Origin of the sequence: Nocardioides plantarum, assembly GCF_006346395.1 — a bacterium.
Taxonomy (GTDB): domain Bacteria; phylum Actinomycetota; class Actinomycetes; order Propionibacteriales; family Nocardioidaceae; genus Nocardioides; species Nocardioides plantarum.
This window is the reverse complement of sequence record NZ_VDMS01000002.1, coordinates 247100-270659: the sequence shown is the minus strand read 5'-3', so window position 1 is coordinate 270659 and position 23560 is coordinate 247100. Positions and strand designations below refer to the sequence as shown.

The following is a 23560-nucleotide window of genomic DNA, read 5'->3' as shown; positions in this document are numbered from 1 at the left end:
CAGGAGACCCCGGGTGACCACAACGACTCCCGAGCGGTCCCTCCGGCTCCCGCGGGTGGCCGGCCCGCCGCGACCCACCGGCCCCACCGGTCCGGCCGGCCGGGTCCGGGCGGCACAGCGCCCCGCGTCGTGGATCGGGGCGGTGCGCGAGGCCCTCGACCGCCCGCTCACGACCTACTACCTGCTGCTCAGCGCCGCGGGCCTGCTGCTGGTCATCGGGCTGGTGATGGTGCTCAGCTCCTCCAGCGTCTTCTCCTACCGCGCCACCGGCGACTCCTACACGATCGTGCGCCGCCAGCTGGTCTGGGTCGTGGTGGGCCTGCCGTGCGCGTGGATCGCCAGCCGCGTGTCACACCGCTGGATCCGCCGGCTGGCCTACCCGGCGTTCTCGCTGTCCCTGGTGCTGCTGCTGGCCACCGCGTTCCTGGGGGTCGAGCGCAACGGCAACACCAACTGGCTCGCGCTCGGGCCGTTCGTGATCCAGCCCTCCGAGATCGCCAAGCTCTCGCTGGTGATCTGGGCCGCCCACATCTACGCCAACAAGGAGCGCCGGCTGCGCAGCCTGCACCAGATCATGGTGCCCGTGGTCCCCGGCATGCTGCTGGCCACCGGCCTGGTCATCGTCGGCCGCGACCTCGGCACCGCCCTGGTCATGTTCGCGATCCTCATCGGCATGCTCTGGGTCGTCGGTGCGCCGGCGCGGCTGTTCGTGATGTCGAGCATGGCGGTCGCGGTCGCGGCGCTGGCCATGGCGACGACCAGCGCCACCCGCCTGGCGCGCATCACCAACTTCGTCGACCCGTTCCAGGACTTCCACGGCACCGGCTGGCAGCCGGCCCACGGCCTCTACGCGATGTCCTCCGGCGGCATCTTCGGTCAGGGCATCGGTGCGAGCCAGCAGAAGTGGGGCGCGCTGCCCGAGGCCCACACCGACTACATCTTCGCGGTGCTCGGCGAGGAACTCGGCCTGATCGGCACGCTGCTGGTCATCGGGCTCTTCCTCACCATCGCCTTCGCCTCCCTGCGGGTCGCGCGCCATACCGACGACCCGTTCGTGCGCTACGCGACCTTCGGCGTGGTGGTCTGGCTGATCGGCCAGATGATCATCAACGTCGGCATGGTCCTGGCCCTGCTGCCCGTCATCGGCATCCCCCTGCCGCTCGTCTCCTACGGCGGCTCGAGCCTGCTGCCCACGCTGGCCGCACTCGGTCTGCTCGTCGGGTTCGCCCGTCGCGAGCCCGCCGCGGCGCGGGCGCTCGCGCAGCGCGCCAAGGCGCGTCGTCGCCCCAGCGCCCCCCGCCGGTAACGTCGGGTCCCTCATGCGCGTCCTACTCGCCGGCGGCGGTACCGCCGGCCACACCTCGCCCCTGCTCGCCACCGCCGACGCCCTGCGCCGGCTCGACCCCGACGTCGCGATCACCTGCCTCGGCACCGCGCGTGGGCTCGAGACCCGGGTCGTCCCCGAGGCCGGCTACCCCCTCGAGCTGATCGCGCCGGTGCCGCTGCCGCGCAAGCCCAACGCCGACCTCCTCCGGGTGCCCGGCCGGCTGCGCGGTGCGGTCAACGAGACGCTCGCCGTCATCGACCGGACCCGCCCCGACGTGGTGGTCGGCTACGGCGGCTACGTCTCCATGCCGGCGTACGTCGCCGCGCGGCGCCGCAAGGTCCCGATCGTCGTGCACGAGGGCAACGCCATCCCCGGACTGGCCAACAAGGCCGGTGCCCGCGTCGCGGCGCGGGTCGCGGTCAGCTTCCCCGACACCCCGCTCAAGGGCGCCGAGTACGTCGGCCTCCCGATCCGCCGGATGATCGCGCAGCTCGACCGCGCGGCCCTGCGCGAGGAGGCGCGCGCCTTCTTCGGTCTCGACCCCGACCGGCCGACACTCGTGGTCACCGGTGGCTCGCAGGGGGCCCGCCGCATCAACCAGGCGGTCTCGGGCGCGGCCCGTGCCCTGGGCTCCGCGGGCGTGCAGGTGCTCCACGTGGTCGGCCCGAAGGGCGAGGCCACGCCCGAGCCGACCGCGACGCCCTACGTCGTCGTCCACTACGTCGACCGGATGGACTACGCCCTGGCCGCCGCCGACCTGCTGGTCTGCCGCGCGGGCGCCAACAGCGTCGTCGAGGCCGCCGCGAGCGGGGTGCCCGCGATCTTCGTGCCGCTGCCCATCGGCAACGGTGAGCAGCGCCGCAACGCCGCCGCCGTCGTCGAGGCCGGGGGAGCGGTCCTCGTCGACGACGCCGACCTCACCAGCGACTGGGTCGCCGCCCGGGTGCCGGCGCTGGCCAACGACCCCGCCCGGTTGGCGGCGATGAGTGCGGCCGCCACCGGTCTCGTCCCGAGCGACGCCGACGACAGGCTGGCCGCGATCATCGCCGAGGAGGCCACGGTGACCCGACGGTGAGGGTGCCGGTGCCCGCCACGATCCCGCCCCTGACCGACCTCGGGCGGGTCCACCTCGTCGGCATCGGCGGTGCCGGCATCTCCGGCATCGCCCGGGTCATGCTCGCCCGCGGGCTCACCGTCAGCGGCAGCGACGGCGCCGACTCCCCGACGCTGCAGGCGCTGCGCGACCGCGGGGCCACGGTCCACGTCGGCCACGACGCCGCCCACCTCGGCGACCTCGGAGCCGACGACACCCTGGTGGTCTCGACCGCCATCCACGACGACAACCCCGAGTACGCCGAGGCCGTGCGGCGCGGGCTGAGGGTCCTGCCGCGCTCGGCCGCGCTGGCCTCGGTGATGGGTGACCGCCGCGTCGTGGCCGTCGCGGGCACCCACGGCAAGACGACGACCACCTCGCTGCTGACCGTCGCGCTCCAGGCAGCGGGCGCCGGGCCGTCGTACGCCATCGGCGGCGACCTGGCCGCGACCGGCGTCAACGCCGACGTCGGGCCCGGCGAGCTGTTCGTGGCCGAGGCCGACGAGAGCGACGGCGCGTTCCTGGTCTACGACGTGCACGCCGCGATCGTGACCAACGTCGACGCCGACCACCTCGACCAGTGGGGCACCCCCGAGGCCTACGCCGCCGCGTTCGACGAGTTCGCCGACGGCATCGACCCCGACGGCTTCCTGGTCTGCTGCGTCGACGACCCCGGGGCCGCGCGGCTCGCCGAGCGCGCGCGTGCGGCCGGACGCCGCGTCGTGACGGTGTCGGCCGCCGACGACTCCGCGCTCGAGGGCGTGACGCTGTGGGCCCCCGGCGACCACTACCGCGCCGACGCGCTGGCCGCGCTCGCCGCGGGCGAGGAGCTCGGGTTCGCCCGGGCCGACCTGCTGCGCGGCATCGCCTCCTACACCGGCACCCGGCGGCGCATGGAGGCCAAGGGCGAGGCCGGCGGGGTCCGCGTCTACGACAGCTATGCCCACCATCCGACCGAGATCGACGGCGACCTCCAGTCGGCCCGGGTGCTGGCGGGGGAGGGACGTCTCCTGGTCGCCTTCCAGCCCCACCTGGTCTCCCGCACGCGCATCTTCGGTGCTGCCATGGGCGAGGCCCTGGGGGCCGCCGACGAGGTCGTCGTGCTCGACCTCTACCTCGCCCGCGAGGCCGCCGACCCCGCCGTCACCTCCGCGCTCGTCGCCGAGGCCGTCCCCCTCCCGGCGGACCGGGTCGCCCGCGCGAGCCTGGCCACCGCCGCGGCGACCCTGGTCGAGCGGGCCCGCCCCGGCGACCTCGTGCTCACCCTCGGAGCCGGCACGGTGACCCAGGTCGGCCCCGAGGTCCTCTCGCTGCTCGGCGGGCTGCCCGACGGGCCGGCCTCCGGGCTGGCCGATGGCTAGTCGCCGCCCCCGACCCACGCCGGCCGAGCGCAGCCGGCGTCGCTTCGCCCGTCGCCAGTGGGCGCGCCGCTGGCTGACGTTGCGGTACCTCGTGGTCACCGGCCTGCTCCTCGTGCTCGTGGGCGGTGGGCTCTACGCCGTCTACTTCTCCGACGCGCTGTCGGTGCGCGAGGTCGACGTGGTCGGCACCCGCACGATCACCACCGCCGCGGTCGAGAAGGCGGCCGACGTGCCCCGCGGGGGCCCGCTGGCCACCGTCGACCTCGACGCGATCCGCTTCCGGGTCAAGGCGCTCAAGGGCATCCGGAGCGTCGAGGTCTCCCGCAAGTGGCCCGACGGCGTGCTCATCACGGTCCAGGAGCGCGAGGCCGTCGCCGTCGTACGGCTGGGGCCCGACCTGCAGGGCGTCGACGTCGAGGGCGTGCCGTTCCGCGCCTACCGCAAGCCTCCGTCGGGCCTGCCCCGCATCGAGACCTCCGGCGAGGTGTCGGCCACCGACGAGGACGCGCTGCGCGAGGCGGTCACCGTCATCGCCGCGCTCCCGCGCGAGGTCTCGGTGCTCGTCGACCACCTCGACCTCAAAGGCGTGGACGACATCGACCTCGTGCTGCGCGACGGACGGGTCGCCCGGTGGGGGAGTGCCGAGGCCTCGCGCGACAAGGCCACGGTGCTCATCGCGCTGCTGTCCCAGCCCGCCCAGGTCTACGACGTCTCGGTGCCGGGCAAGCCGACCACCCGCGGCACGCCCTCGTCCTCGCCCTCGCCCTCGTCCGGCGGCTGACGCCTGACGACTGACGACTGACGACTGACGACTGGGCCGAGGGGCGCGCGGCGTGTCGACCGCGGATCGGGCGGTCGGTTCCCTACTGTCGTCATCACGGCGAGGTTGACATAACTATAACCCTCAGGTTGAGGGTCACAGTTCAGGGACGCGCCGGCTGTCTTCCCCAACGTTCCGCCCCACCCAAATGATCTTTCTCGAGAGGTGAAGCCGTCGTGGCTGCTGCACAGAACTACCTGGCCATCATCAAGGTCGTGGGCATCGGTGGCGGTGGCGTCAACGCCATCAACCGGATGATCGAGGTCGGCCTCAAGGGCGTCGAGTTCATCGCGATCAACACCGACGCCCAGGCGCTGCTGATGAGCGACGCCGACGTCAAGCTCGACATCGGCCGTGAGCTCACCCGCGGCCTCGGTGCCGGCGCCAACCCCGAGGTCGGGGGTCGCGCCGCCGAGGACCACGCCGACGAGATCGAAGAGGTGATCAAGGGCGCCGACATGGTGTTCGTGACCGCCGGCGAGGGGGGTGGCACCGGAACCGGTGGCGCCCCCGTCGTGGCGCGCATCGCTCGCTCGCTCGGCGCCCTGACCATCGGCGTCGTGACCCGCCCGTTCGCGTTCGAGGGCCGCCGCCGGATGGGTTCGGCCGACGAGGGCATCGCGCAGCTGCGCGAGGAGGTCGACACCCTCATCGTCATCCCCAACGACCGGCTGCTGTCCATCAGCGACCGCAACGTGTCGGTGCTCGACGCCTTCAAGCAGGCCGACCAGGTGCTGCTGCAGGGTGTCTCCGGCATCACCGACCTGATCACCACCCCTGGCCTGATCAACCTCGACTTCGCCGACGTCAAGTCGGTCATGGCCAACGCCGGCTCCGCGTTGATGGGCATCGGCTCGGCTCGCGGCGAGGACCGCGCGGTCGCCGCCGCCGAGATGGCCGTCTCGAGCCCGCTGCTCGAGGCCAGCATCGACGGTGCCCACGGGGTGCTGCTCTCGATCGCCGGCGGCTCCGACCTCGGCCTGTTCGAGATCAACCATGCCGCGGCGCTCGTCGCCGACGCGGTGCACCCCGAGGCCAACATCATCTTCGGCGCCACCATCGACGACGCCCTGGGCGACGAGGTGCGGGTCACCGTCATCGCCGCCGGCTTCGACGGCGGCACCCCCAAGCGCCGTACCGAGGGCACCTCGCTGCGCCAGCCGGTCGCCAAGCCGGTGACGCAGGAGGAGGTCAAGGCGGCCGTCTCCGCGCGGCCCGAGGCCCGTCCCGAGCAGCGCCCCGAGCCGGCCCAGGCCCCGGCGCAGCAGGCCGGCGCGGCCCCCGCGCCCCGGCCGGCGCCGCAGGTCGTCTTCGACGACGACGACCTCGACATCCCCGACTTCCTCAAGTAGGAGCGCAGGTCCCCTGTACCACCACCGCTCCACCCTCGGCCCCGTCGAGCTGGCCTTCACCGACCGGCACGGCGGGGTCAGTGGTGTCCCGTTCGACTCGCTCAACCTGGCCTTCTTCGAGCACGGGGAGCGGGCGGTGCCGCAGCGCAACCTCGAGATCCTGCTCGACGACTTCGCGCCCGGGTGCCCGGTCGTCGACCTCAGCCAGGTCCACGGGCGCCACGTCGCCGTCGCCGCCCCGGGGGAGCCACGTCCCCAGGGCGACGGCCTGGTCACCGACCGGCCCGACGTGGTGCTGCTGGTGCGCGCGGCCGACTGCGTGCCGGTCCTGTTCGCCGACCCGGCCGCGGGGGTGCTCGGCGCGGCCCACGCCGGGCGCGCCGGGGTCGCGGCCGGGGTCGTGCCCGCCACGGTGCAGGCGATGCGCGACCTCGGCGCCGCCGACGTCACCGCCTGGATCGGGCCCCACGTGTGCGGCGCCTGCTACGAGGTGCCCGTCGAGCTGCAGGACGAGGTCGCCGACGCCGTGCCCGCGACCCGGGCGACGACCTCCTGGGGCTCGCCGTCGCTCGACCTCGGTGCCGGGGTGCGGGCCCAGCTCGAGGCCGACGGTGTCCGGGTCCTCGACGTGTCGGCCTGCACCCGCGAGTCACCCGACCTCTACTCCTACCGCCGCGACGGCGCCGGCTCCGGCCGGCTGGCGGGCCTGATCCGACGGGCGGTCGCGTCGTGACCGAGCGCAGCGACGAGCTCGCGACCCGGCTGGCCGCCGTACGCCGCCGGATCGAGGCCGCCTGCACCGCCGCCGACCGCGATCCGGGCGGGGTCACGCTGGTGGCGGTGACCAAGTTCTTCCCGGCCTCCGACGTCCGGGTGCTGGCCGACCTCGGCGTGACCCACGTCGGCGAGAACCGGCACCAGGAGGCGGAGGCCAAGGCCGCCGAGTGCGCCGACCTCGACCTCACCTGGCACTTCATCGGCGGCCTGCAGAGCAACAAGGCGGCTGCCGTGGCGGCCTACGCCGACGTGGTCGAGTCCCTCGACCGGGCCAAGCTCGTCGCCGGGCTGCAGCGCGGCGCCGAGGCCCGTCCCGAGCCCCTCGACGTGCTCCTGCAGGTCAGCCTCGACACAGGGGAGGGTGGGGGGCGCAGCGGTGCCGAGCCCGCCGACCTCGAGCGCCTCGCCGAGGCCGTCGGTACGGCGGACCGGCTGCGGCTGTGCGGGCTGATGGCGGTCGCGCCCCTCGACGAGGACCCCGCGCGGGCCTTCGCCAGGTTGGCCGCGCTGCGCCAGGAGCTCCTCCAGTCCCACCCGGGTGCCGACGTGCTGTCGGCCGGGATGAGCAACGACCTCGAGCAGGCCGTCGCAGTCGGCGCGACACACGTGCGCGTCGGGTCCGCGGTCCTCGGTTCGAGGCCCGGGGTGAAGTAGTGTCCGAGCAGGCTTCCAGCAGCAATTCGAGCGAGATGAGTGGTGTGTCATGAGCGGCGCGATGCGCAGGATCGGTGAATACCTCGGGCTGCTCGAGGACACCGGACGCTACGACGACGAGTACGGCTACGACGACTACGACCGGACCCAGGAGACCGAGCCGGTGCAGGCGGCCCAGCCGACCCGGCCCCAGCGTCGCCCCGAGCAGGCCGAGTCCCGCCCGGCTCCGGTGGCCGACCTGGCCGAACGGCGCCGTACCAGCCCGAGCGTGGTGCCGGCCCCGGCCGCCTCGTCGGTGGCCGAGCTGTCGCGCATCGTGACGCTGCACCCCCGCACCTACAACGAGGCGCGCGTGGTCGGCGAGAACTTCCGCGACGGCACCCCCGTGATCATGAACCTCACCGAGATGGACGACAACGACGCCAAGCGTCTGGTCGACTTCGCGGCCGGGCTGGTCTTCGCCACCCGCGGCACCATCGAGCGCATCACGGCCAAGGTCTTCCTGCTGTCCCCGCCCAACGTCACCGTGGCGGCCGAGGACAAGCAGCGCATCGCCGAGACCGGTGCCTTCTTCAACCAGTCCTAGGCGCCCGGAGACACCCGGACGACCCCCGTCGGCCCGGGCGCACGGGTGGGCCCTGGGGTCGGCCGATAGGCTCGCCGTTCACGACGACCCCGACAGGCAGGACGCCATCCCTTGATCGCCGCACAGATCCTCTACGGCCTGATCTTGGTGTTCATCGGCTGCATGTGGATCCGGTTCATCGTCGACTGGGTCCAGGTCTTCGCCCGCTCCTGGAGCCCTCGCGGGGTGCTCCTGGTCGTGCTCGAGGTCGTCTACTCCCTGACCGACCCGCCGATCAAGGCCCTGCGCCGGGTGATCCCGCCGCTGCGGATCGGCAACTTCGCCCTCGACCTGAGCTTCCTGATCGTGTTCGTCGGCGCCTACATCGCGCTACGGCTGGTCGCGAGCCTGCTGCTCAGCGGCTGATCGGACCGCCGGTTCTCGCCACCTCAGCACACCTGGTCACACCCGCACCATCCAGGCGCTAGGGTTCTCTGGATGCGCCGGGCTTCACCGGTCCGACCGCACCGGTTCACCGTTCAGCACACCGCCAACTTCACCGTCAAGATCTCCGTCAAGTTCTCCGAGAAGAATCGAGCAAGCCATGCCGTTGACGCCTGAGGACGTGAGCAACAAGCGCTTCACGCCCGTCCGGCTCCGTGAGGGCTACGACATGGGCGAGGTCGACCAGTTCCTCGACGAGGTCGAGGCCGAGCTCGCCCGGCTGACCCGCGACAACGACGACCTGCGAGCCAAGCTCGCTGCCGCCCAGTCCGGTGCGCCGCAGTCGGCCCCGGCCCCCGCCCCGGTCGTCTTCGAGAAGGCGCCCGAGCCGCCGGCTCCCGCCCCGGTCGCCGCGCCGGTCGCGCCGCCCGCCCCCGAGCCGGTCGCCCCGCCCGTCGCAGCTCCGGCCGAGGTCCAGACGATCCGGGTCGAGACCGTGCCGCAGGCCTCCAACGCCGCGGCCCGCCTGCTCGAGATCGCGACCCGCAACGCCGACGAGCTCGTCGAAGAGGCCAAGAACGACGCCGACAAGATCATCGGCGAGGCCCGCACCAAGGCCGAGCGGCTCGAGTCCGAGTCCAAGTCCAAGGCCGACCGCCTCGAGTCCGACGCCCGCACCCGCGCGCAGATGCTCGACACCGAGACGTCCGAGCGTCGTACCCAGCTGTTCGGCGACCTCGAGAAGGAGCGCGACAAGCTCAGCGTCGAGGTCGAGAACCTGCGCTCCTTCGAGCGCGAGTACCGCTCGCGCCTCAAGAGCTACTTCAGCCAGCAGCTCGAGGCACTCGCCGGTGGCAGCGAGACCGAGCCGCCCGAGGAGGCCCCGGCGCCCAAGCGGCTCCGCTCCATCCTCGGCGAGGAAGAGGCCTGAGCAACAGCCTCACCCAGCAGCACCGGACGGTCACCCCTCGGGGTGGCCGTTCGTGATTTACCGGTCCCGGCCGGGGAGCCTCGTTGAGACGTCTGTCACCAGCCGCTACCGTTCGTGCCGCCCGTGGCACCCCGCAGTGGCCATGGCAGGAGGAAGGGCTCCGGTCCCATGGTTCGCAGCACCCGCAAGCTCGCCCAGGCCGCCCGCAAGGCGCTGACCCGGACGCCCAAGCCCGCCTCCACCGCTTCGGCCAGTCCGTCCTCGACGACGAAGAAGGCGTCGGCCAAGAAGGCTGCCGCCCCCGCGAAGAAGGCTGCCGCCCCGGCCAAGAAGGCTGCCGCGCCGGCCAAGAAGGCAGCGGCCACGAAGGCCGCGGCTCCGACTAAGAAGGCTGCTGCGCCGGCCAAGAAGGCTCCGGCGAAGAAGGCTGCCGCGCCGGCCGAGAAGGTAGCGGCCAAGAAGGTAGCCGCGCCGGCCAAGAAGGCAGCGGCCAAGAAGGCAGCGGCCACGAAGGCCGCGGCTCCGACTAAGAAGGCTGCCGCGCCGGCCAAGAAGGCAGCGGCCACGAAGGCCGCGGCTCCGACTAAGAAGGCTCCGGCCAAGAAGGCTCCGGCCACGAAGGCCGCGCCCGCGAAGAAGGCGCCGGCCAAGAAGGCCGCCGCGCCCGCGAAGAAGGCCCCGGCCACGAAGGCTGCCGCGCCGGCCATTAGGACCGCCCCCACGCGCAAGGCGGCGCCCGGCTCCCTGGTGGTCCGGGAGGGCGAGTCGGCCTGGACCAAGGCCGAGCTCAAGGAGGTCCTCGACGAGCTGCAGGAGCAGAGCACGCACAGCGCCGAGATCGTGGCGGCGATGGAGGCCGAGGTGGCCGACCTGATGCGCGACTCCGGCGACGGCGCCGGCCAGGACCAGGCCGACGTCGGCGCGTCCAGCTTCGAGCGCGACCACGAGCTCACCGTGCTGAGCAACGAGCGCGACAAGCTGGCCCAGATCGAGCGTGCGCAGGCCCGCATCGACGACGGCACCTACGGCGTGTGCGAGTCGTGCGGCGACCCCATCGGGAAGAATCGGTTGATGGCGTTTCCGCGTGCGACACTGTGCATGACATGCAAGCAGCGCGAGGAACGCCGGTAGGCCCATCAGTCCGGCGCCGCTTGGTCTTCGTCCTCGTGGCCCTTGCGGCCTACGCCGTCGACCAGGTCTCCAAGCTCGTGGCCGTCGACCGGCTCGAGGGGCGGTCCGACGTCCGGGTCGTCGGTGACCTGCTCCAGCTGCACCTGACCTACAACCCCGGTGCCGCGTTCAGCACCGGCACCGGGCTGACCCCGCTGATCACGGTCGTCGCGATCCTGGCGGCCCTCGCCGTCCTCTACTACGCGCGACGCATCGGCAGTGCCACCTGGGCGGTCGCCCTCGGGCTGCTGCTGGCCGGCATCACCGGCAACCTGACCGACCGGTTGCTTCGCGAGCCCGGCCCGATGCGTGGCCACGTCGTCGACTTCCTGCAGCTGCCCCACTGGCCGGTGTTCAACGTCGCCGACATCTGCATCAACGTCGCGGCCGGGCTCATCGTCGTCCAGGCCGTGCGCGGCATCGGGCTCGACGGCACCCGGGCCGACGACCGGACCGAGGACGACCGGACCGAGGACGACCCCACCGAGGACGACCGGGCCGAGACCGAGCCCGACGAGATCAAGGGAGCACCGTGACGTCCGAGCACCGGAGCCTGCCCGTGCCGGAGTCGCTCGCGGGGGAGCGCGTCGACTCCGCGATGGCACAGATGTTCGGCCTGTCCCGCACCCGCTCGGCCGAGCTGATCACCCGGGGGCTCGTGCTCCTCGACGGGGCGTCGGTGAGCAAGAGTGACCGCGTGCTGCCCGGGGTCGACCTCGCCGTCGAGATCCCGGTCGAGGTCGACTTCCTCGAGGTCAAGCCCGAGGTCGTCGAGGGCATCGGGATCATCCACGACGACGACGCGATCGTGGTGATCGACAAGCCCGTCGGGGTCGCCGTCCACCCCTCGCCGGGCTGGTCGGGACCGACCGTCGTCGGTCACCTGGCCGGTGCGGGGTTCCGCATCGCCACCTCCGGCGCGTCCGAGCGGCAGGGCATCGTCCAACGCCTCGACGTGGGCACGTCCGGGGTGATGGTGATCTGCAAGTCCGAGCACGCCTACTCGGTGCTCAAGAACGCCTTCCGTGACCGCACGGTCGACAAGACCTACCACGCGCTCGTGCAGGGTCACCCCGACCCGCACGAGGGCACCATCGACGCGCCCATCGCCCGGCACCCCGGGGCCGACCACCGCTTCGCGGTCCTCGACGGCGGGCGGCCCAGCGTCACCCACTACGAGACCCTCGAGGCCCACCGCTTCGCGAGCCTGCTCGAGGTCCACCTCGAGACCGGCCGCACCCACCAGATCCGGGTGCACATGTCGGCCCTCAAGCACCCCTGCGTCGGTGACCTGACCTACGGCGCCGACCCGACCCTGGCCAAGCGCTTCGGCCTGACCCGGCAGTGGCTCCACGCGGTCAAGCTCGGCTTCGAGCACCCCGAGACCGGCACCTACGTCGAGTACGAGTCGCCCTACCCCGACGACCTCGCGGCCGCCCTCGAGGTCGTGCGTGCGGCTGACTGACGTCCACCTGCGTCGCGGCGACGTCCCCGACGCGGAGGCTGTCACCGCGGTGCACCTGGCCTCGCGACGGGCCGCGCCGATGCCGGCGGGCGTCCACCCCGACGACGAGGTCCGGCGGTGGCTCACGGGGCGTCTGGAGCACGACGAGGTGTGGGTCGCCGAGCTCGACGGCTCGGTGGTCGGCTACGTCCGGCTCACGCCGACCTGGCTCGACGACCTCTACGTGCTGCCGGCACACGCCGGGCAGGGGATCGGCTCGATGCTCCTCGAGCTCGCCCAGGCCCTGCGCCCCGACGGGTTCTCGCTGTGGGTGTTCGAGAGCAACACCCCCGCCCGGGCATTCTACGCACGTCACGGGCTCGTCGAGCGCGAGCACACCGACGGCAGCGACAACGAGGAGAAGGCGCCCGACCTGCGGATGAGCTGGGGCTGAGCTGGGGCTGAGCTGGGCTGGGCGTCGTACGGCGGGGTGTCGACGACCTCGTGGCGTGGCCCGGTCGACGTGTTGCTGCGGTGGTTTCGACGCGCTGTCGCGGGTTCGTTCCTCACCCGCGACGCTTGCTCAACCTGCGCCGGCGACGCCGAGCGCTCGTTCCTCGCGCTCGGCTGCCGGCTTGTCGGTGGTTCGTGCTTCGATCGATCCATCGGCTGCCGTAGGCTGATCACCTTCCCCCGGGATCGTCGATCTTCCCCCGTCGGCCCGTGTCTTCACCGCCCCAGCCGGGCGGGAGCATGCCCGCACGCCCGACCTCGAGGAGCGCCCACCAGATGCCCACCGGCGACCCCTTCGTCCACCTGCACGTCCACACCGAGTACTCCATGCTCGACGGGGCGGCCCGGCTCGGGGCGCTAACCCAACGAGCCGCCGAGCTCGGTCAGCCGGCGGTCGCGATGACCGACCACGGCAACGTGTTCGGCGCCTACGAGTTCTACAAGAAGGCCACGGCGGCCGGGGTCAAGCCGATCATCGGCATCGAGGCCTACATGGCCCCCAACATCAGCCGGTTCGAGCGCAAGCGGGTCAACTTCTACGGCGGCGGGCCCGACGACGTCTCGTCGCGTGGTGCCTACACCCACATGACGCTGCTCTCGGAGTCCACCGAGGGCATGCACAACCTGTTCCGCCTCTCCACGGGTGCCTGGCGCGACGGCTTCTTCCAGCACCCCCGGGCCGACCGCGACCTGCTCAGCAAGCACGGCAAGGGCCTGATCGGGACGACCGGCTGCCCGTCGGGCGAGATCCAGGTCCACCTGCGTCACGGCGCCTACGACGCCGCGCGCCAGACCGCCGCCGACTTCCAGGACATCCTCGGCCGGGACAACTACTTCCTCGAGCTGATGGACCACGGTCTCGACATCGAGCGCCGCGTCCGCGACGGCCTGCTGCGGCTCAGCAAGGACCTGCAGATCCCGCTGCTGGCGACCAACGACTCCCACTACGTCAACAAGGAGGACGCGCCGTCCCAGGAGCACCTGCTGTGCATCAACTCGGGCTCCACGATGGACATCCCGGCCGGTGACGGCCCCGGCCAGCGGTTCGCCTTCTCCGGCGACGGCTACTACCTCAAGACCGCCGAGGAGATGCGCCACCTGTGGCGCGACTATCCCGAGGCCTGCGACAACACCCTGCTCATCGCCGAGCGCTGCGACGTCGCGTTCACCGAGGGCAGCGGCACCTACATGCCCCGCTTCCCCTGCCCTCCGGGGGAGAACGAGGACTCCTGGATGGTCAAGGAGGTCGAGCGCGGGCTGCAGGTGCGCTACAAGGGCGCGATCCCCGACAACGTCCGCAAGCAGGCCGAGTTCGAGATCGACGTCATCACCCGGATGGGGTTCGCCGGCTACTTCCTCGTCGTGGCCGACTTCATCAACTGGGCCAAGAACAACGGCATCCGCGTCGGCCCCGGCCGCGGCTCGGGTGCCGGCTCGATGGTCGCCTACGCGATGCGCATCACCGACCTCGACCCGCTGGTCCACGGCCTGATCTTCGAGCGGTTCCTCAACCCCGACCGCGTCTCGATGCCCGACTTCGACATCGACTTCGACGAGCGCCGGCGCGGCGAGGTGATCCGCTACGTCACCGACAAGTACGGCGACGAGCGGGTCTCGATGATCGTCACCTACGGCACGATCAAGGCCAAGCAGGCCGTCAAGGACTCCTCGCGCATCCTCGGCTACCCGTTCGCCATGGGTGACCGCATCACCAAGGCGATGCCCGCCGCCGTGATGGGCAAGGACGTCCCGCTGCAGGAGATCTTCAACCCCGAGCACAAGCGCTTCGGCGAGGGCGGCGAGTTCCGCCAGCTCTACGACGGCGACCACGACGTCAAGAAGGTCGTCGACACCGCCATGGGCATCGAGGGGCTCAAGCGCCAGTGGGGCGTTCACGCGGCCGGCGTGATCATGTCGAGCGAGCCGCTGCTCGACATCATCCCGATGCTCAAGCGCCCCTCCGACGGCGTGATGATCACGCAGTTCGACTACCCGACCTGCGAGAACCTCGGCCTGATCAAGATGGACTTCCTGGGGCTGCGCAACCTCACGGTCCTCGACGACGCCCTCAAGAACATCCAGGCCAACCGCGGCGAGACCGTCGTCCTGGAGGACCTCGAGCTCACCGACGAGGCGACCTACGCCCTGCTCCAGCGCGGCGACACCCTCGGCGTCTTCCAGCTCGACGGCGGCCCGATGCGAGCGCTGCTCCGCTCGATGCGGCCCGACACCTTTGAGGACATCTCGGCCGTCGGCGCGCTCTACCGACCCGGCCCGATGGGCGCCGACTCCCACAACAAGTACGCCCGTCGCAAGACCGGTCGCGAGCCCGTCGAGGCACTGCACCCCGAGCTCGCCGACGCGCTCCAGGACGTGCTCGGCGAGACCTACGGCCTGATCGTCTACCAGGAGCAGGTCATGGCGATCGCCCAGAAGCTCGCGGGCTACACGCTGGGCCAGGCCGACATCCTGCGCCGCGCCATGGGCAAGAAGAAGAAGGAGGAGCTCGACAAGCAGTTCGCCGGCTTCTCGGCCGGCATGACCGCCAACGGCTTCTCCGCGGCGGCCATCAAGGCGCTGTGGGACACCCTGCTGCCGTTCTCCGACTACGCCTTCAACAAGGCCCACTCCGCGGCCTACGGCCTGGTGTCCTACTGGACCGCCTACCTCAAGGCCAACTACCCGGCCGAATACATGGCGGCGCTCCTCACCTCCACGCGTGACGACAAGGACAAGTCCGCGATCTACCTCAACGAGTGCCGCCGGATGAAGATCCAGGTGCTCCCGCCCGACGTCAACGAGTCCGCCGCCGACTTCACCCCGGTCGGCCGCGACATCCGCTTCGGCCTCACCGCCGTGCGCAACGTCGGCGCCAACGTCGTCGAGGGCATCGTCGCCGGCCGCACCGAGAAGGGCCGCTACGCCGACTTCGACGACTTCATGGCCAAGGTGCCCGCCCTGGTCTGCAACAAGCGGGTGCTCGAGTCACTCATCAAGGCCGGTGCCTTCGACGAGATGAAGCTCAAGCGCCGGGCACTGGTAGCGGTCCACGAGACCGCCGTCGACCAGTACGTCGACATCAAGCGCAACGAGGCCATCGGCCAGGACTCCCTCTTCGCGGGTCTCGACGACGACGATGAGGGCGCCTTCGGCACCTCCATCGCCGTCCCCGACATCGAGGAGTGGGACAAGATGACCTTGCTCGGCCACGAGCGCGACATGCTCGGCCTCTACGTCTCCGACCACCCGCTCCTGGGTCTCGAGCACGTCCTCTCCCAGGGGACCGACTGCTCCATCGGCTCGCTGATGCTCGACGAGGAGCGCAGCGACGGCTCGCCGATCACCATCAGCGGCCTGGTCACCTCGGTGCAGCGCAAGATCACCAAGCGCGGCGACGCCTGGGCGATGATCACCCTGGAGGACCTCGACGGGGCGATCGACGTGCTGCTGTTCCCCAGCTCCTACCAGCTGGCCAGCCCGATGCTGCAGGAGGACGCGATCCTCACCGTCAAGGGCCGGCTGTCCAAGAGCAAGGACCAGCCCGAGATCCACGGGCAGGAGGTCTCCATGCCCGACCTGTCCGAGGGACCCAGCGGGCCGGTCACCATCAGCCTGCCCTCGACGCGCTGCACCGCACCGGTCATCGAGCAGCTCCGCGACGTCCTCGGCACCCACCCCGGCATGACCGAGGTGCGCCTCAAGCTGCTCTCGCGACAGTCGACCAAGGTGATGCGCCTCGACGACCGGCTGCGGGTCACTCCCACGCCGGCGCTCTTCGCCGACTTGAAGCAGCTCCTCGGACCGGGTTGTCTGGCCGGGTGAGCAGCCCCACGCCCGAGCCCGTGCCCATGGGCTCCGCCTCCGACCCGGCCGGTCGGCGTACGCCGGGCCCGCGCGTCGCGTGGCGAGGCCTCCTGCTGGAGAACCTCGCCGTGGTGGTCGTCTTCGCCGTGGTCGGCGCTGCCGCGGGCTGGTGCTGGGAGCGGTGGGTCACGCCCGCGTCGGGCGTCGTCGTCGACGGCACCTGGATGGTCGGCGAGCGGGTCGACGGCAGCATCGATCGTGACTCCCTCATCCGGGTGTTCGGCGTGGTCGGCACCTTCATGCTGGTCACCGCGGTGACCGGCCTCGTGCTCGGCGTGCTCGTCGCTGTGCTCTGTCGGCGCTCGGAGCTGGTGAGCGTGGTGGTCGTCACTGCCTCGAGCGCCCTCGCGGTGTTCCTGTGCTACCGGGTCGGCCTCGCCCTGGGCCCCTCCGACCCGACCGCGGCGGCGGCGAAGGCCGCCAACGGCACCATGCTCGACGGCGACCTGAGCATCGACCAGCTGAGCCCGTTCGTGGTGCTGCCCCTGGCCGCGCTCGTGGGGCTCACGGTGAGCTACCTGTTCAGCAGCGGGGTGTCGGCCGGGGCGGGCGAGGCACGCCGCATCGACCTCGGCCAACCCCCGATCCCGCCGCAGGCGGCCTCGCCCTCCTGACGACGCGGTGACGACGCGGACCGTCGGCCGGGAACCGCAGCGGTCGGGCCTGCGTCGTACCATCCGTCGACCCGTCGACCCGTCGAACCGTTGTGACGCACGAGCGCTGCGACGCCCGCCCAGAGAGGGCCACCGATGTCCAGCAACCTCCCGCCCGCCGGCCCGCCCGCCGGCCCGCCCAGTGGCCCGCCCACCGGCCCACCCAGTGGCCCGCCTAGTGGCCCGCCGCTCGGGGCGCCGTTCGGTACGCCGCCCCCGCCCCCGTTCGGGGCGCCCGAGCTCCTCGACAGCGGCACCGGCGGCGGCCGGATCCCGCCGCCCCCGCCCGCCCAGGGCACCGGCCGCGGTGGCCGACGCAAGGGTCTCGTCGTCGGCGGCAGCCTCGTCGGCCTCGCCGCGGTCGCCGGCGGGGCCTTCGCCGTCTACCAGCTCGGTTTCGCGACCGGACCCCAGCCGGCCGAGGCCCTGCCCGCCTCGACGGTCGCCTACGTCAGCATCGACCTCGACCCGAGCGGCAAGCAGAAGCTCGAGGCCCTCGAGACGCTCAAGAAGTTCCCGGCGTTCGACGACAGCGTCGACATCGACAAGGACGACGACCTGCGTGCCAAGCTCTTCGAGCTGGCCCAGAAGGACGGCCTGTGCCCCGGCGTCGACTTCGGCGACGACATCGAGCCCTGGCTGGGCGACCGCTTCGGCTTCGCCGCGGTCGACGTGGGCGAGGGGCTCGCTCCCGACAGCTCGGGCGTCGCTCCCGTGGGTGTCGTCCAGGTCAAGGACGCAGGCGAGGCCGAGGCCGGCCTGAAGAAGCTGCTGGCGTGCGAGGACTCCGACAGCGCCAACAGCGCCGAGGGCTCCGGCAGTGCCGAGGGTGGTGGCCCCGCCGTCGACGACGCCGTCCCGTCCCCCGAGGACCCCGAGACCGATCCCGACGACGCCGACGGCAGCACCCAGGGCGGCTGGTCGATCCAGGGCGACTGGGTGGTCATCGCCGAGTCGACCGAGATCGCCGAGGCCGTCACCGACGCCGCGCAGGACGACGCGCTCGCCGATGACGACGACTACCAGAAGTGGACCGACGAGGCCGGCGACGCCGGCATCCTCACCGCCTACATCGCCCCCGGGGCGGGGCCGTTCATCGCCGACGCCATCGGCGGACTCGGGCTCGGCGGCGACACCTGCTCCTACCCGACCGAGCTCGACGACTTCGGCGACGACTTCGGCGACGACCTGGGCGACGACCTGGGCGACGACCTCGGGTCCGCGGACTGCGCCCAGGACGGGTCCGGCAGCGACGAGGAGACGCAGGCGATCGAGGACAGCCTCGAGGACTTCGACGGCGCAGCCGTCACCGTGCGGTTCGAGGACGGCGGCCTCGAGGTCGAGTCGGCCTCGAGCGTCGACTTCCTCGGCCTGGACGACCTCTACCGCACCGACGGGGGCGACGACGTCGTCGCCGACCTGCCCGGCGACACCGCGATCGCCTTCGGCATGGGGTTCGAGACGGGCTGGTTCACCACCCTCACCGACTACGTCGAGTCGACCAGCGGCGGCCTGTTCGACATCGAGGACGGCATCAAGGCCATCGAGGAGCAGACCGGTCTCCAGTTGCCCGAGGACGCCGAGACCCTCGCCGGCGAGTCGGCCGCGATCGCCGTCGGCGGCGACGTCGACTTCACCGCCGACAGCCCTGCGGACCAGCCGGTCGGCGTCAAGGTCCAGGGCGACTCCGACGCCGTCACCGGCGTCCTCGACAAGCTGCTCGGCCGCGTCGGCGACGACGACCTCGGCGGCTTCGCCTACCAGGCCGACGGCGACCACGTCGCAGGCAGCTTCTCCGCCGACTGGACCAAGGCGCTGCTCCGGGACGGCGACCTCGGCGACGACGACGACTACCAGGACGTCGTGGCCGAGTCCGGCCGGGCCGCGGCCGTGCTCTTCGTCGACTTCGACGAGGGCGACTGGCTCGATCGGGCGGTGCAGGCCGACGGCGGCGACGAGGACCTGCTCGCCAACCTCGAGCCGCTGAAGGCGGCCGGGATGTCGGTCTGGACCGACGGTGACGTGTCGCACAGCGTCATCAAGGTCACCACCGACTGACGCCCGACCTCCGCCCACCCCCACAGACACGAGACGACGGCCCGCTGCGGTGGCAGCGGGCCGTCGTACGTCGTGGGGAGCAGGGGGTGCAGGGCTCAGGGACGCGCGACCGGGGCGGTCGTCGCGCCGGTGACCGCCACGAGGTCGGCGGGGGAGAGCTCGACGTCGAGGCCGCGGCGCCCGCCGGACACCAGCACCGTCGGGTGCTCGAGGGCCGAGGCGTCCACCACGGTCGGGTGCGGCCGTCGCTGACCCACCGGTGAGATGCCACCCACCACGTAGCCGGTCGCCCGCTCGGCCGCAGCCGGATCGGCCATCTGGGCCCGCCGTCCGCCGACGGCCCGCGCGAGGGCCTTGAGGTCGAGCTGGCCGGTCACGGGCACGACACCGACGACCAGCCGCCCGTCGACGTCGGCCAGCAGCGTCTTGAGGACCCGCTCCGGCTCGACCCCCAGGGCCTCGGCCGCCTCGAGCCCGTACGACGTCACGCGCGGGTCGTGGGTGTACTCGCGGATCGTGAACTCGACCCCGGCGCGGGTCAGCGCGACGGTGGCGGGGGTGCCGCCGGAGGTCTTCTTGGGCACGAGGTGACCTTTCGTACGTGGTCAGGACGAGCTGTCGCTGCGGGGATCTCGACGCGCCCGTTGCGACCTCGTTCCTCGGTCGCAGGGCTTGCTCGATCTTCGCTCACGACGTGCCCCTGCTCGTTCCTCGCAGGGCCACGGTGAGCTCAGTTCGGGCTCCAGCGGGTGCGGGCCACCTCGGTCGCCGGCAGCGAGGCGATCACGTTCATGGCGCGCAGCTCGGAGCGGAGCAGGTCGGTGACCAGCACCAGCCGGGTCTCGGCGTCGTCGGCCTCGAGGAGGGCCTGGCGCTCGGAGAGCGGGAGCGGCGCGCAGGCGGCGAGGGTCCAGGACAGGTAGATCGGGTCGCGGGGGAGCGTCCCCTCGTAGGGGTCGGACCGGATCTCGGACAGGGCCTGCCGGTAGGCGGTGAACGTCGCCCGCGCCCGCTCGAGCACGTCCTCGCCGACGGGGGCACCGGGGTCGCCGAGCTCCTCGACGTGACCCACCGGGAAGACGCCGGTGGTGTCGAGCCGGTCGAGCTGGATCCGGTCGAGGCCGACGGCGACGACGTCGAAGCTGCCGTCGGGGTTGGCCTCGATCTCGGTCAGCAGCGCCTTGCACCCCACCCGGAACAGCGACTGGGCGCCGTGGTCGCCGACCTCGTAGCCCTCCCGGATCCCGACGGAGCCGAAGACCCGCTCGGTCGGGTCCTCGACGCGCAGCAGGTGGTGCACGAGCGCGCGGTAGCGGTCCTCGAACACGTGGAGCGGCACGCTCAGCCCGGGGAACAGCACCGAGTTCAGCGGGAACATCGGCAGCTCGACGGTCACGTCCGACAACCTATACGCGGTCGGGCCGCCGCCCCGACCCCGACGGGTGGCCCCCGGGGTCCCAGCCCGCGTCACCGGCGCGGACGGGTGGTCGCCGCCCTCCTAGACTGGGCGCATGATCCGTCGTATCGACCTGCGTGGGGCCGACCGCTCCACGCTCGACTATCGAGCCGCCGTACCCCGCGCGGACTTCGACGTCGAGGCGGCGGTCCCGGCGGTGCATGAGATCTGCGAGGCGGTGCGCACCCGAGGGCTCGAGGCGATCCTCGACTACGGCCGGCGGTTCGACGGCGTCGACGCCGACGACGTCCGGGTCCCGCGCGCGGCCATCGACCAGGCGCTGGAGCAGCTCGACCCCGACGTCCGCGCCGGTCTCGAGGAGTCGATCGCGCGCCTGCGCGCCGCCAGCGAGCGCGAGCTCGAGCACGACGTGACCACCGACTTCGGGCCGGGCGCGCGCATCGTGCACCGCAAGGTCGCGGTCGGGCGCGTGGGGCTCTACGTCCCCGGCGGCCTCGCGCCGCTGGTCTCCACGGTGCTGATGAACGTCGTCCCGGCGCAGGTCGCCGGCGTCCCCTCCATCGCGCTGTCGTCCTCACCGCAGCAGGAGTTCGGCGGGCTGCCGCACCCGACGATCCTGGCGGCCTGCGCCCTGCTGGGCATCGACGAGGTCTACGCCGTCGGCGGCGCCCAGGCCATCGCGATGTTCGCCTACGGCGTCGGCCCCTGCGCGCGCGTCGACATGGTGACCGGGCCCGGCAACATCTACGTCGTCACGGCCAAGCGGCTGCTCAAGGGCCAGATCGGCATCGACTCCGAGGCCGGCCCGACCGAGGTCGCCATCCTCGCCGACGACAGCGCCGACCCCGACTACGTCGCCGCCGACCTGGTCGCCGAGGCCGAGCACGACCCGCTCGCCGGCGCGGTGCTGATCACCGACTCCGAGCAGCTCGCCCGGCAGGTCGAGGACCGGCTCGAGACCCTGGTCGCCTCCACCAAGCACAGCGAGCGGGTGCACCAGGCGCTGTCGGGCCGGCAGTCCGCCATCGTCCTGGTCGACGACCTCGACCAGGGCATCGCGGTCGCCGACGCCTACGCCGCCGAGCACCTCGAGGTGCAGACCCGCGACGCCGCTGCCGTGGCCGCCCGCATCCGCAACGCGGGCGCGATCTTCGTCGGCGACCACGCGCCCACCGCGCTCGGCGACTACTGCGCCGGCTCCAACCACGTGCTCCCCACGGGTGGCTGCGCCTGCCACAGCAGCGGGCTCTCGGTACGCAACTTCACCAAGTCGATCCACGTCGTCGACTACTCGCGACAAGGTCTGCAGGCCGTCGCCGACCACGTCGTGACGCTGGCCGAGGCCGAGGACCTCCCCGCGCACGGCGAGTCCGTCCGGGTCCGCTTCTCGCGAACCACGCGATGACCTGGCCTCCCCTGCGGGAGGAGCTGCGCGGCATCGAGCCGTACGGCGCCCCCCAGCTCTCGCTCGAGCGCGCCCCCGTGCAGCTCAACGTCAACGAGAACCCCTACGGGCCCTCGTCCGCCGTCGTCGCCGACATCGCGACCGCCGTCGCCCACGCGGCGGTGACGCTCAACCGCTACCCCGACCGCGAGCTCGTCGAGCTGCGGGCCGGGCTCGCGGCGTACCTCTCGGCCGACACGCCCCACGGCGTCGCGCCCGAGCAGGTGTGGGCGGCCAACGGGTCCAACGAGGTCATGCTCCAGCTGCTCCAGGCCTTCGGGGGCCCGGGACGCACCGCGCTGAGCTTCGCCCCGACGTACTCGATGTATCCCGAGTACGCCCGCGACACCAGCACCCGCTGGGTCGCCGGGCGACGCGACGGCGACTTCAGCCTCGACCTCGACGCCGCCCGCGCGCTCGTCGAGGCCGAGCGTCCGTCGGTCGTGCTGCTGCCCTCGCCCAACAACCCCACCGGCACCGCCCTCCCGCAGGCCGCGGTGACGACGTTGTGCGAGGCCGTCGGCGACGACGGGATCGTCGTGGTCGACGAGGCCTACGGCGAGTTCCGCCGTACGGGCGTGCCGTCGGCGCTCGAGCTGCTGCCGGCCCACCGCAACCTGGTGGTGACGCGCACGATGAGCAAGGCCTTCGCCGGGGCGGGCCTGCGGCTGGGCTACCTCGCCGCCGACCCGGCGATCTGCGACGCGATCCGCGTGGTCCGGCTGCCCTACCACCTGTCGGCGGTCACGCAGGCCGTCGCGCTCGCCGCACTGCGGCACGCACCTGAGCTGCTCGGACGCGTCGACGACCTGCGCGCCGAGCGCGACGCGACGGTGACCTGGCTGCGCGAGCAGGGGCACGAGGTGGCCGACTCCGACGCCAACTTCGTGCTGTTCGGCACCTTCGCCGACCGCCACGCGGTGTGGCAGGACCTGCTCGATCAGGGCGTGCTGATCCGCGAGACTGGCCCCGACGGCTGGCTGCGTGTGTCGGTCGGCACGGCCGACGAGATGACGTCGTTCAAGGACGCCCTGACCCGGGCAACGAGGGAGAGCGCATGAGCAGGACCGCACGCATCGAGCGGCAGACCAGCGAGTCGACGGTCGTCGTCGAGCTCGACCTCGACGGCTCGGGTCGCCACGACATCGCGACCGGCGTCGGCTTCTTCGACCACATGCTCACCGCCTTCGCCCGCCACGCGCTGGTCGACCTCACCGTCCAGACCTCGGGCGACGTGCACATCGACGCCCACCACACCGTCGAGGACACCGCCATCGCGCTGGGCCAGGCGATCCGCCAGGCGCTGGGCGACAAGCGCGGCATCCGCCGGTTCGGCGACGCCACCGTGCCCCTCGACGAGGCGCTCGTGCAGGCCGTCGTCGACGTGTCCGGCCGGCCCTACTGCGTGCACACCGGCGAGCCCGACGGGCAGGCCTACGTGCAGCTGGGCGGGTCCGGCGTGTCCTACCTCGGCTCGCTGACCCAGCACGTCTTCGAGTCGATCTCCTTCCACGGCCACCTCGCGCTGCACGTGCGCGTGCTGGCCGGCCGCGAGCCGCACCACATCGTCGAGACGCAGTTCAAGGCGTTCGCGCGGGCGTTCCGCGACGCGGTCGCGCTCGACCCGCGCGAGACGGGCATCCCGTCGACCAAGGGTGCGCTGTGAGGGGCGG

Annotated in this window: 22 protein-coding genes; 20 read left to right on the top strand and 2 right to left on the bottom strand. The window is 72.3% G+C overall.

The annotated features are described in order from the left end of the window. Positions 1-13 precede the first annotated feature (13 nt). The 17 genes from ftsW to FJQ56_RS13210 all read left to right on the top strand — a co-directional run bounded on the left by ftsW (position 14) and on the right by FJQ56_RS13210 (position 19026). The gene (gene ftsW / locus FJQ56_RS13290; RefSeq protein WP_246084147.1) at positions 14-1306 is read left to right on the top strand and encodes a putative lipid II flippase FtsW; all 1293 of its coding nucleotides are present in this window, start codon (positions 14-16) and stop codon (positions 1304-1306) included. Positions 1307-1319: 13 nt separating this feature from the next. Further along, the gene (murG, locus tag FJQ56_RS13285; RefSeq protein WP_140010049.1) at positions 1320-2402 is read left to right on the top strand and encodes an undecaprenyldiphospho-muramoylpentapeptide beta-N-acetylglucosaminyltransferase; all 1083 of its coding nucleotides are present in this window, start codon (positions 1320-1322) and stop codon (positions 2400-2402) included. Continuing rightward, entirely contained in the window at positions 2399-3781 is a 1383-nt protein-coding gene (gene murC / locus FJQ56_RS13280) for a UDP-N-acetylmuramate--L-alanine ligase (protein WP_140010048.1), read from the top strand. Before murG ends, murC begins: the two co-directional genes overlap by 4 nt. After that, on the top strand, positions 3774-4562 hold the full coding sequence (locus FJQ56_RS13275) for a cell division protein FtsQ/DivIB (protein ID WP_140010047.1): 789 nt from the start codon (positions 3774-3776) through the stop codon (positions 4560-4562). The genes murC and FJQ56_RS13275 overlap by 8 nt, the downstream gene beginning before the upstream one ends. Before the next feature lie 215 nt (positions 4563-4777). After that, positions 4778-5953, top strand: a complete 1176-nt coding sequence (gene ftsZ, locus FJQ56_RS13270; protein WP_140010046.1) for a cell division protein FtsZ — start codon at positions 4778-4780, stop codon at positions 5951-5953. A 13-nt stretch (positions 5954-5966) separates the two neighbouring features. Further along, positions 5967-6686: a purine nucleoside phosphorylase YfiH/LACC1 family protein gene (locus FJQ56_RS13265; protein ID WP_140010045.1), complete on the top strand. Its 720-nt coding sequence runs from the start codon at positions 5967-5969 to the stop codon at positions 6684-6686. Further along, positions 6683-7384, top strand: coding sequence for a YggS family pyridoxal phosphate-dependent enzyme (locus FJQ56_RS13260; RefSeq protein ID WP_140010044.1), 702 nt, complete (start codon positions 6683-6685; stop codon positions 7382-7384). Before FJQ56_RS13265 ends, FJQ56_RS13260 begins: the two co-directional genes overlap by 4 nt. A gap of 49 nt (positions 7385-7433) precedes the next feature. Continuing rightward, positions 7434-7970 carry a cell division protein SepF gene (locus FJQ56_RS13255; RefSeq protein ID WP_140010043.1) on the top strand — a complete coding sequence of 179 codons (537 nt, stop codon included), beginning with the start codon at positions 7434-7436 and terminating at the stop codon, positions 7968-7970. Between the two features lie 111 nt (positions 7971-8081). Further along, positions 8082-8375, top strand: coding sequence for a YggT family protein (locus FJQ56_RS13250; RefSeq protein ID WP_246084146.1), 294 nt, complete (start codon positions 8082-8084; stop codon positions 8373-8375). 178 nt (positions 8376-8553) lie between these two features. Continuing rightward, complete coding sequence (locus FJQ56_RS13245) at positions 8554-9324, top strand: DivIVA domain-containing protein (protein ID WP_140010042.1); 771 nt, start codon at positions 8554-8556, stop codon at positions 9322-9324. 168 nt (positions 9325-9492) lie between these two features. Then, on the top strand, positions 9493-10455 hold the full coding sequence (locus FJQ56_RS13240) for a TraR/DksA family transcriptional regulator (RefSeq protein WP_140010041.1): 963 nt from the start codon (positions 9493-9495) through the stop codon (positions 10453-10455). 20 nt (positions 10456-10475) lie between these two features. After that, positions 10476-11030: a signal peptidase II gene (gene lspA, locus FJQ56_RS13235; RefSeq protein ID WP_246084145.1), complete on the top strand. Its 555-nt coding sequence runs from the start codon at positions 10476-10478 to the stop codon at positions 11028-11030. Next, positions 11027-11959 (top strand): RluA family pseudouridine synthase, encoded by a 933-nt coding sequence (locus FJQ56_RS13230; RefSeq protein ID WP_140010039.1) that lies wholly within the window; start codon positions 11027-11029, stop codon positions 11957-11959. The genes lspA and FJQ56_RS13230 overlap by 4 nt, the downstream gene beginning before the upstream one ends. Next, positions 11946-12392 carry a GNAT family N-acetyltransferase gene (locus FJQ56_RS13225; protein WP_211351001.1) on the top strand — a complete coding sequence of 149 codons (447 nt, stop codon included), beginning with the start codon at positions 11946-11948 and terminating at the stop codon, positions 12390-12392. The genes FJQ56_RS13230 and FJQ56_RS13225 overlap by 14 nt, the downstream gene beginning before the upstream one ends. A 335-nt stretch (positions 12393-12727) precedes the next feature. Then, on the top strand, positions 12728-16273 hold the full coding sequence (gene dnaE, locus FJQ56_RS13220) for a DNA polymerase III subunit alpha (RefSeq protein WP_140010038.1): 3546 nt from the start codon (positions 12728-12730) through the stop codon (positions 16271-16273). Then, on the top strand, positions 16270-16929 hold the full coding sequence (locus tag FJQ56_RS13215; RefSeq protein WP_140010037.1) for a hypothetical protein: 660 nt from the start codon (positions 16270-16272) through the stop codon (positions 16927-16929). Before dnaE ends, FJQ56_RS13215 begins: the two co-directional genes overlap by 4 nt. A gap of 135 nt (positions 16930-17064) precedes the next feature. Beyond that, entirely contained in the window at positions 17065-19026 is a 1962-nt protein-coding gene (locus FJQ56_RS13210) for a DUF3352 domain-containing protein (RefSeq protein ID WP_140010036.1), read from the top strand. 95 nt (positions 19027-19121) lie between these two features. On the opposite strand, the gene ybaK is transcribed toward FJQ56_RS13210, so the two are convergent. Beyond that, entirely contained in the window at positions 19122-19610 is a 489-nt protein-coding gene (ybaK, locus tag FJQ56_RS13205; RefSeq protein WP_140010035.1) for a Cys-tRNA(Pro) deacylase, read from the bottom strand. Positions 19611-19756: 146 nt separating this feature from the next. Next, the gene (locus FJQ56_RS13200; RefSeq protein WP_140010034.1) at positions 19757-20422 is read right to left on the bottom strand and encodes an LON peptidase substrate-binding domain-containing protein; all 666 of its coding nucleotides are present in this window, start codon (positions 20420-20422) and stop codon (positions 19757-19759) included. A gap of 115 nt (positions 20423-20537) precedes the next feature. Between FJQ56_RS13200 and hisD the strand changes: the two genes are divergently transcribed. Genes hisD through hisB form a run of 3 tightly spaced genes read left to right on the top strand, consistent with a single transcriptional unit; the run spans position 20538 to position 23553 of the window. Next, a complete protein-coding gene (hisD, locus tag FJQ56_RS13195; protein ID WP_140010033.1) occupies positions 20538-21848 on the top strand; it encodes a histidinol dehydrogenase in 1311 nt (436 codons plus the stop codon). After that, positions 21845-22948, top strand: coding sequence for a histidinol-phosphate transaminase (locus FJQ56_RS13190; RefSeq protein WP_140010032.1), 1104 nt, complete (start codon positions 21845-21847; stop codon positions 22946-22948). Before hisD ends, FJQ56_RS13190 begins: the two co-directional genes overlap by 4 nt. Beyond that, entirely contained in the window at positions 22945-23553 is a 609-nt protein-coding gene (gene hisB, locus FJQ56_RS13185; RefSeq protein ID WP_140010031.1) for an imidazoleglycerol-phosphate dehydratase HisB, read from the top strand. The genes FJQ56_RS13190 and hisB overlap by 4 nt, the downstream gene beginning before the upstream one ends. Positions 23554-23560 lie beyond the last annotated feature (7 nt).

What these genes read in the sequence shown, in the direction of transcription:
- murG (WP_140010049.1), top strand. Translation starts at nt 1,320, where the DNA reads ATGCGCGTCCTACTCGCCGGCGGCGGTACCGCCGGCCACACCTCGCCC.
- FJQ56_RS13275 (WP_140010047.1), top strand. Translation starts at nt 3,774, where the DNA reads ATGGCTAGTCGCCGCCCCCGACCCACGCCGGCCGAGCGCAGCCGGCGT.
- FJQ56_RS13255 (WP_140010043.1), top strand. Translation starts at nt 7,434, where the DNA reads ATGAGCGGCGCGATGCGCAGGATCGGTGAATACCTCGGGCTGCTCGAG.
- FJQ56_RS13245 (WP_140010042.1), top strand. Translation starts at nt 8,554, where the DNA reads ATGCCGTTGACGCCTGAGGACGTGAGCAACAAGCGCTTCACGCCCGTC.
- FJQ56_RS13240 (WP_140010041.1), top strand. Translation starts at nt 9,493, where the DNA reads ATGGTTCGCAGCACCCGCAAGCTCGCCCAGGCCGCCCGCAAGGCGCTG.
- dnaE (WP_140010038.1), top strand. Translation starts at nt 12,728, where the DNA reads ATGCCCACCGGCGACCCCTTCGTCCACCTGCACGTCCACACCGAGTAC.
- FJQ56_RS13210 (WP_140010036.1), top strand. Translation starts at nt 17,065, where the DNA reads ATGTCCAGCAACCTCCCGCCCGCCGGCCCGCCCGCCGGCCCGCCCAGT.
- hisD (WP_140010033.1), top strand. Translation starts at nt 20,538, where the DNA reads ATGATCCGTCGTATCGACCTGCGTGGGGCCGACCGCTCCACGCTCGAC.
- FJQ56_RS13190 (WP_140010032.1), top strand. Translation starts at nt 21,845, where the DNA reads ATGACCTGGCCTCCCCTGCGGGAGGAGCTGCGCGGCATCGAGCCGTAC.
- hisB (WP_140010031.1), top strand. Translation starts at nt 22,945, where the DNA reads ATGAGCAGGACCGCACGCATCGAGCGGCAGACCAGCGAGTCGACGGTC.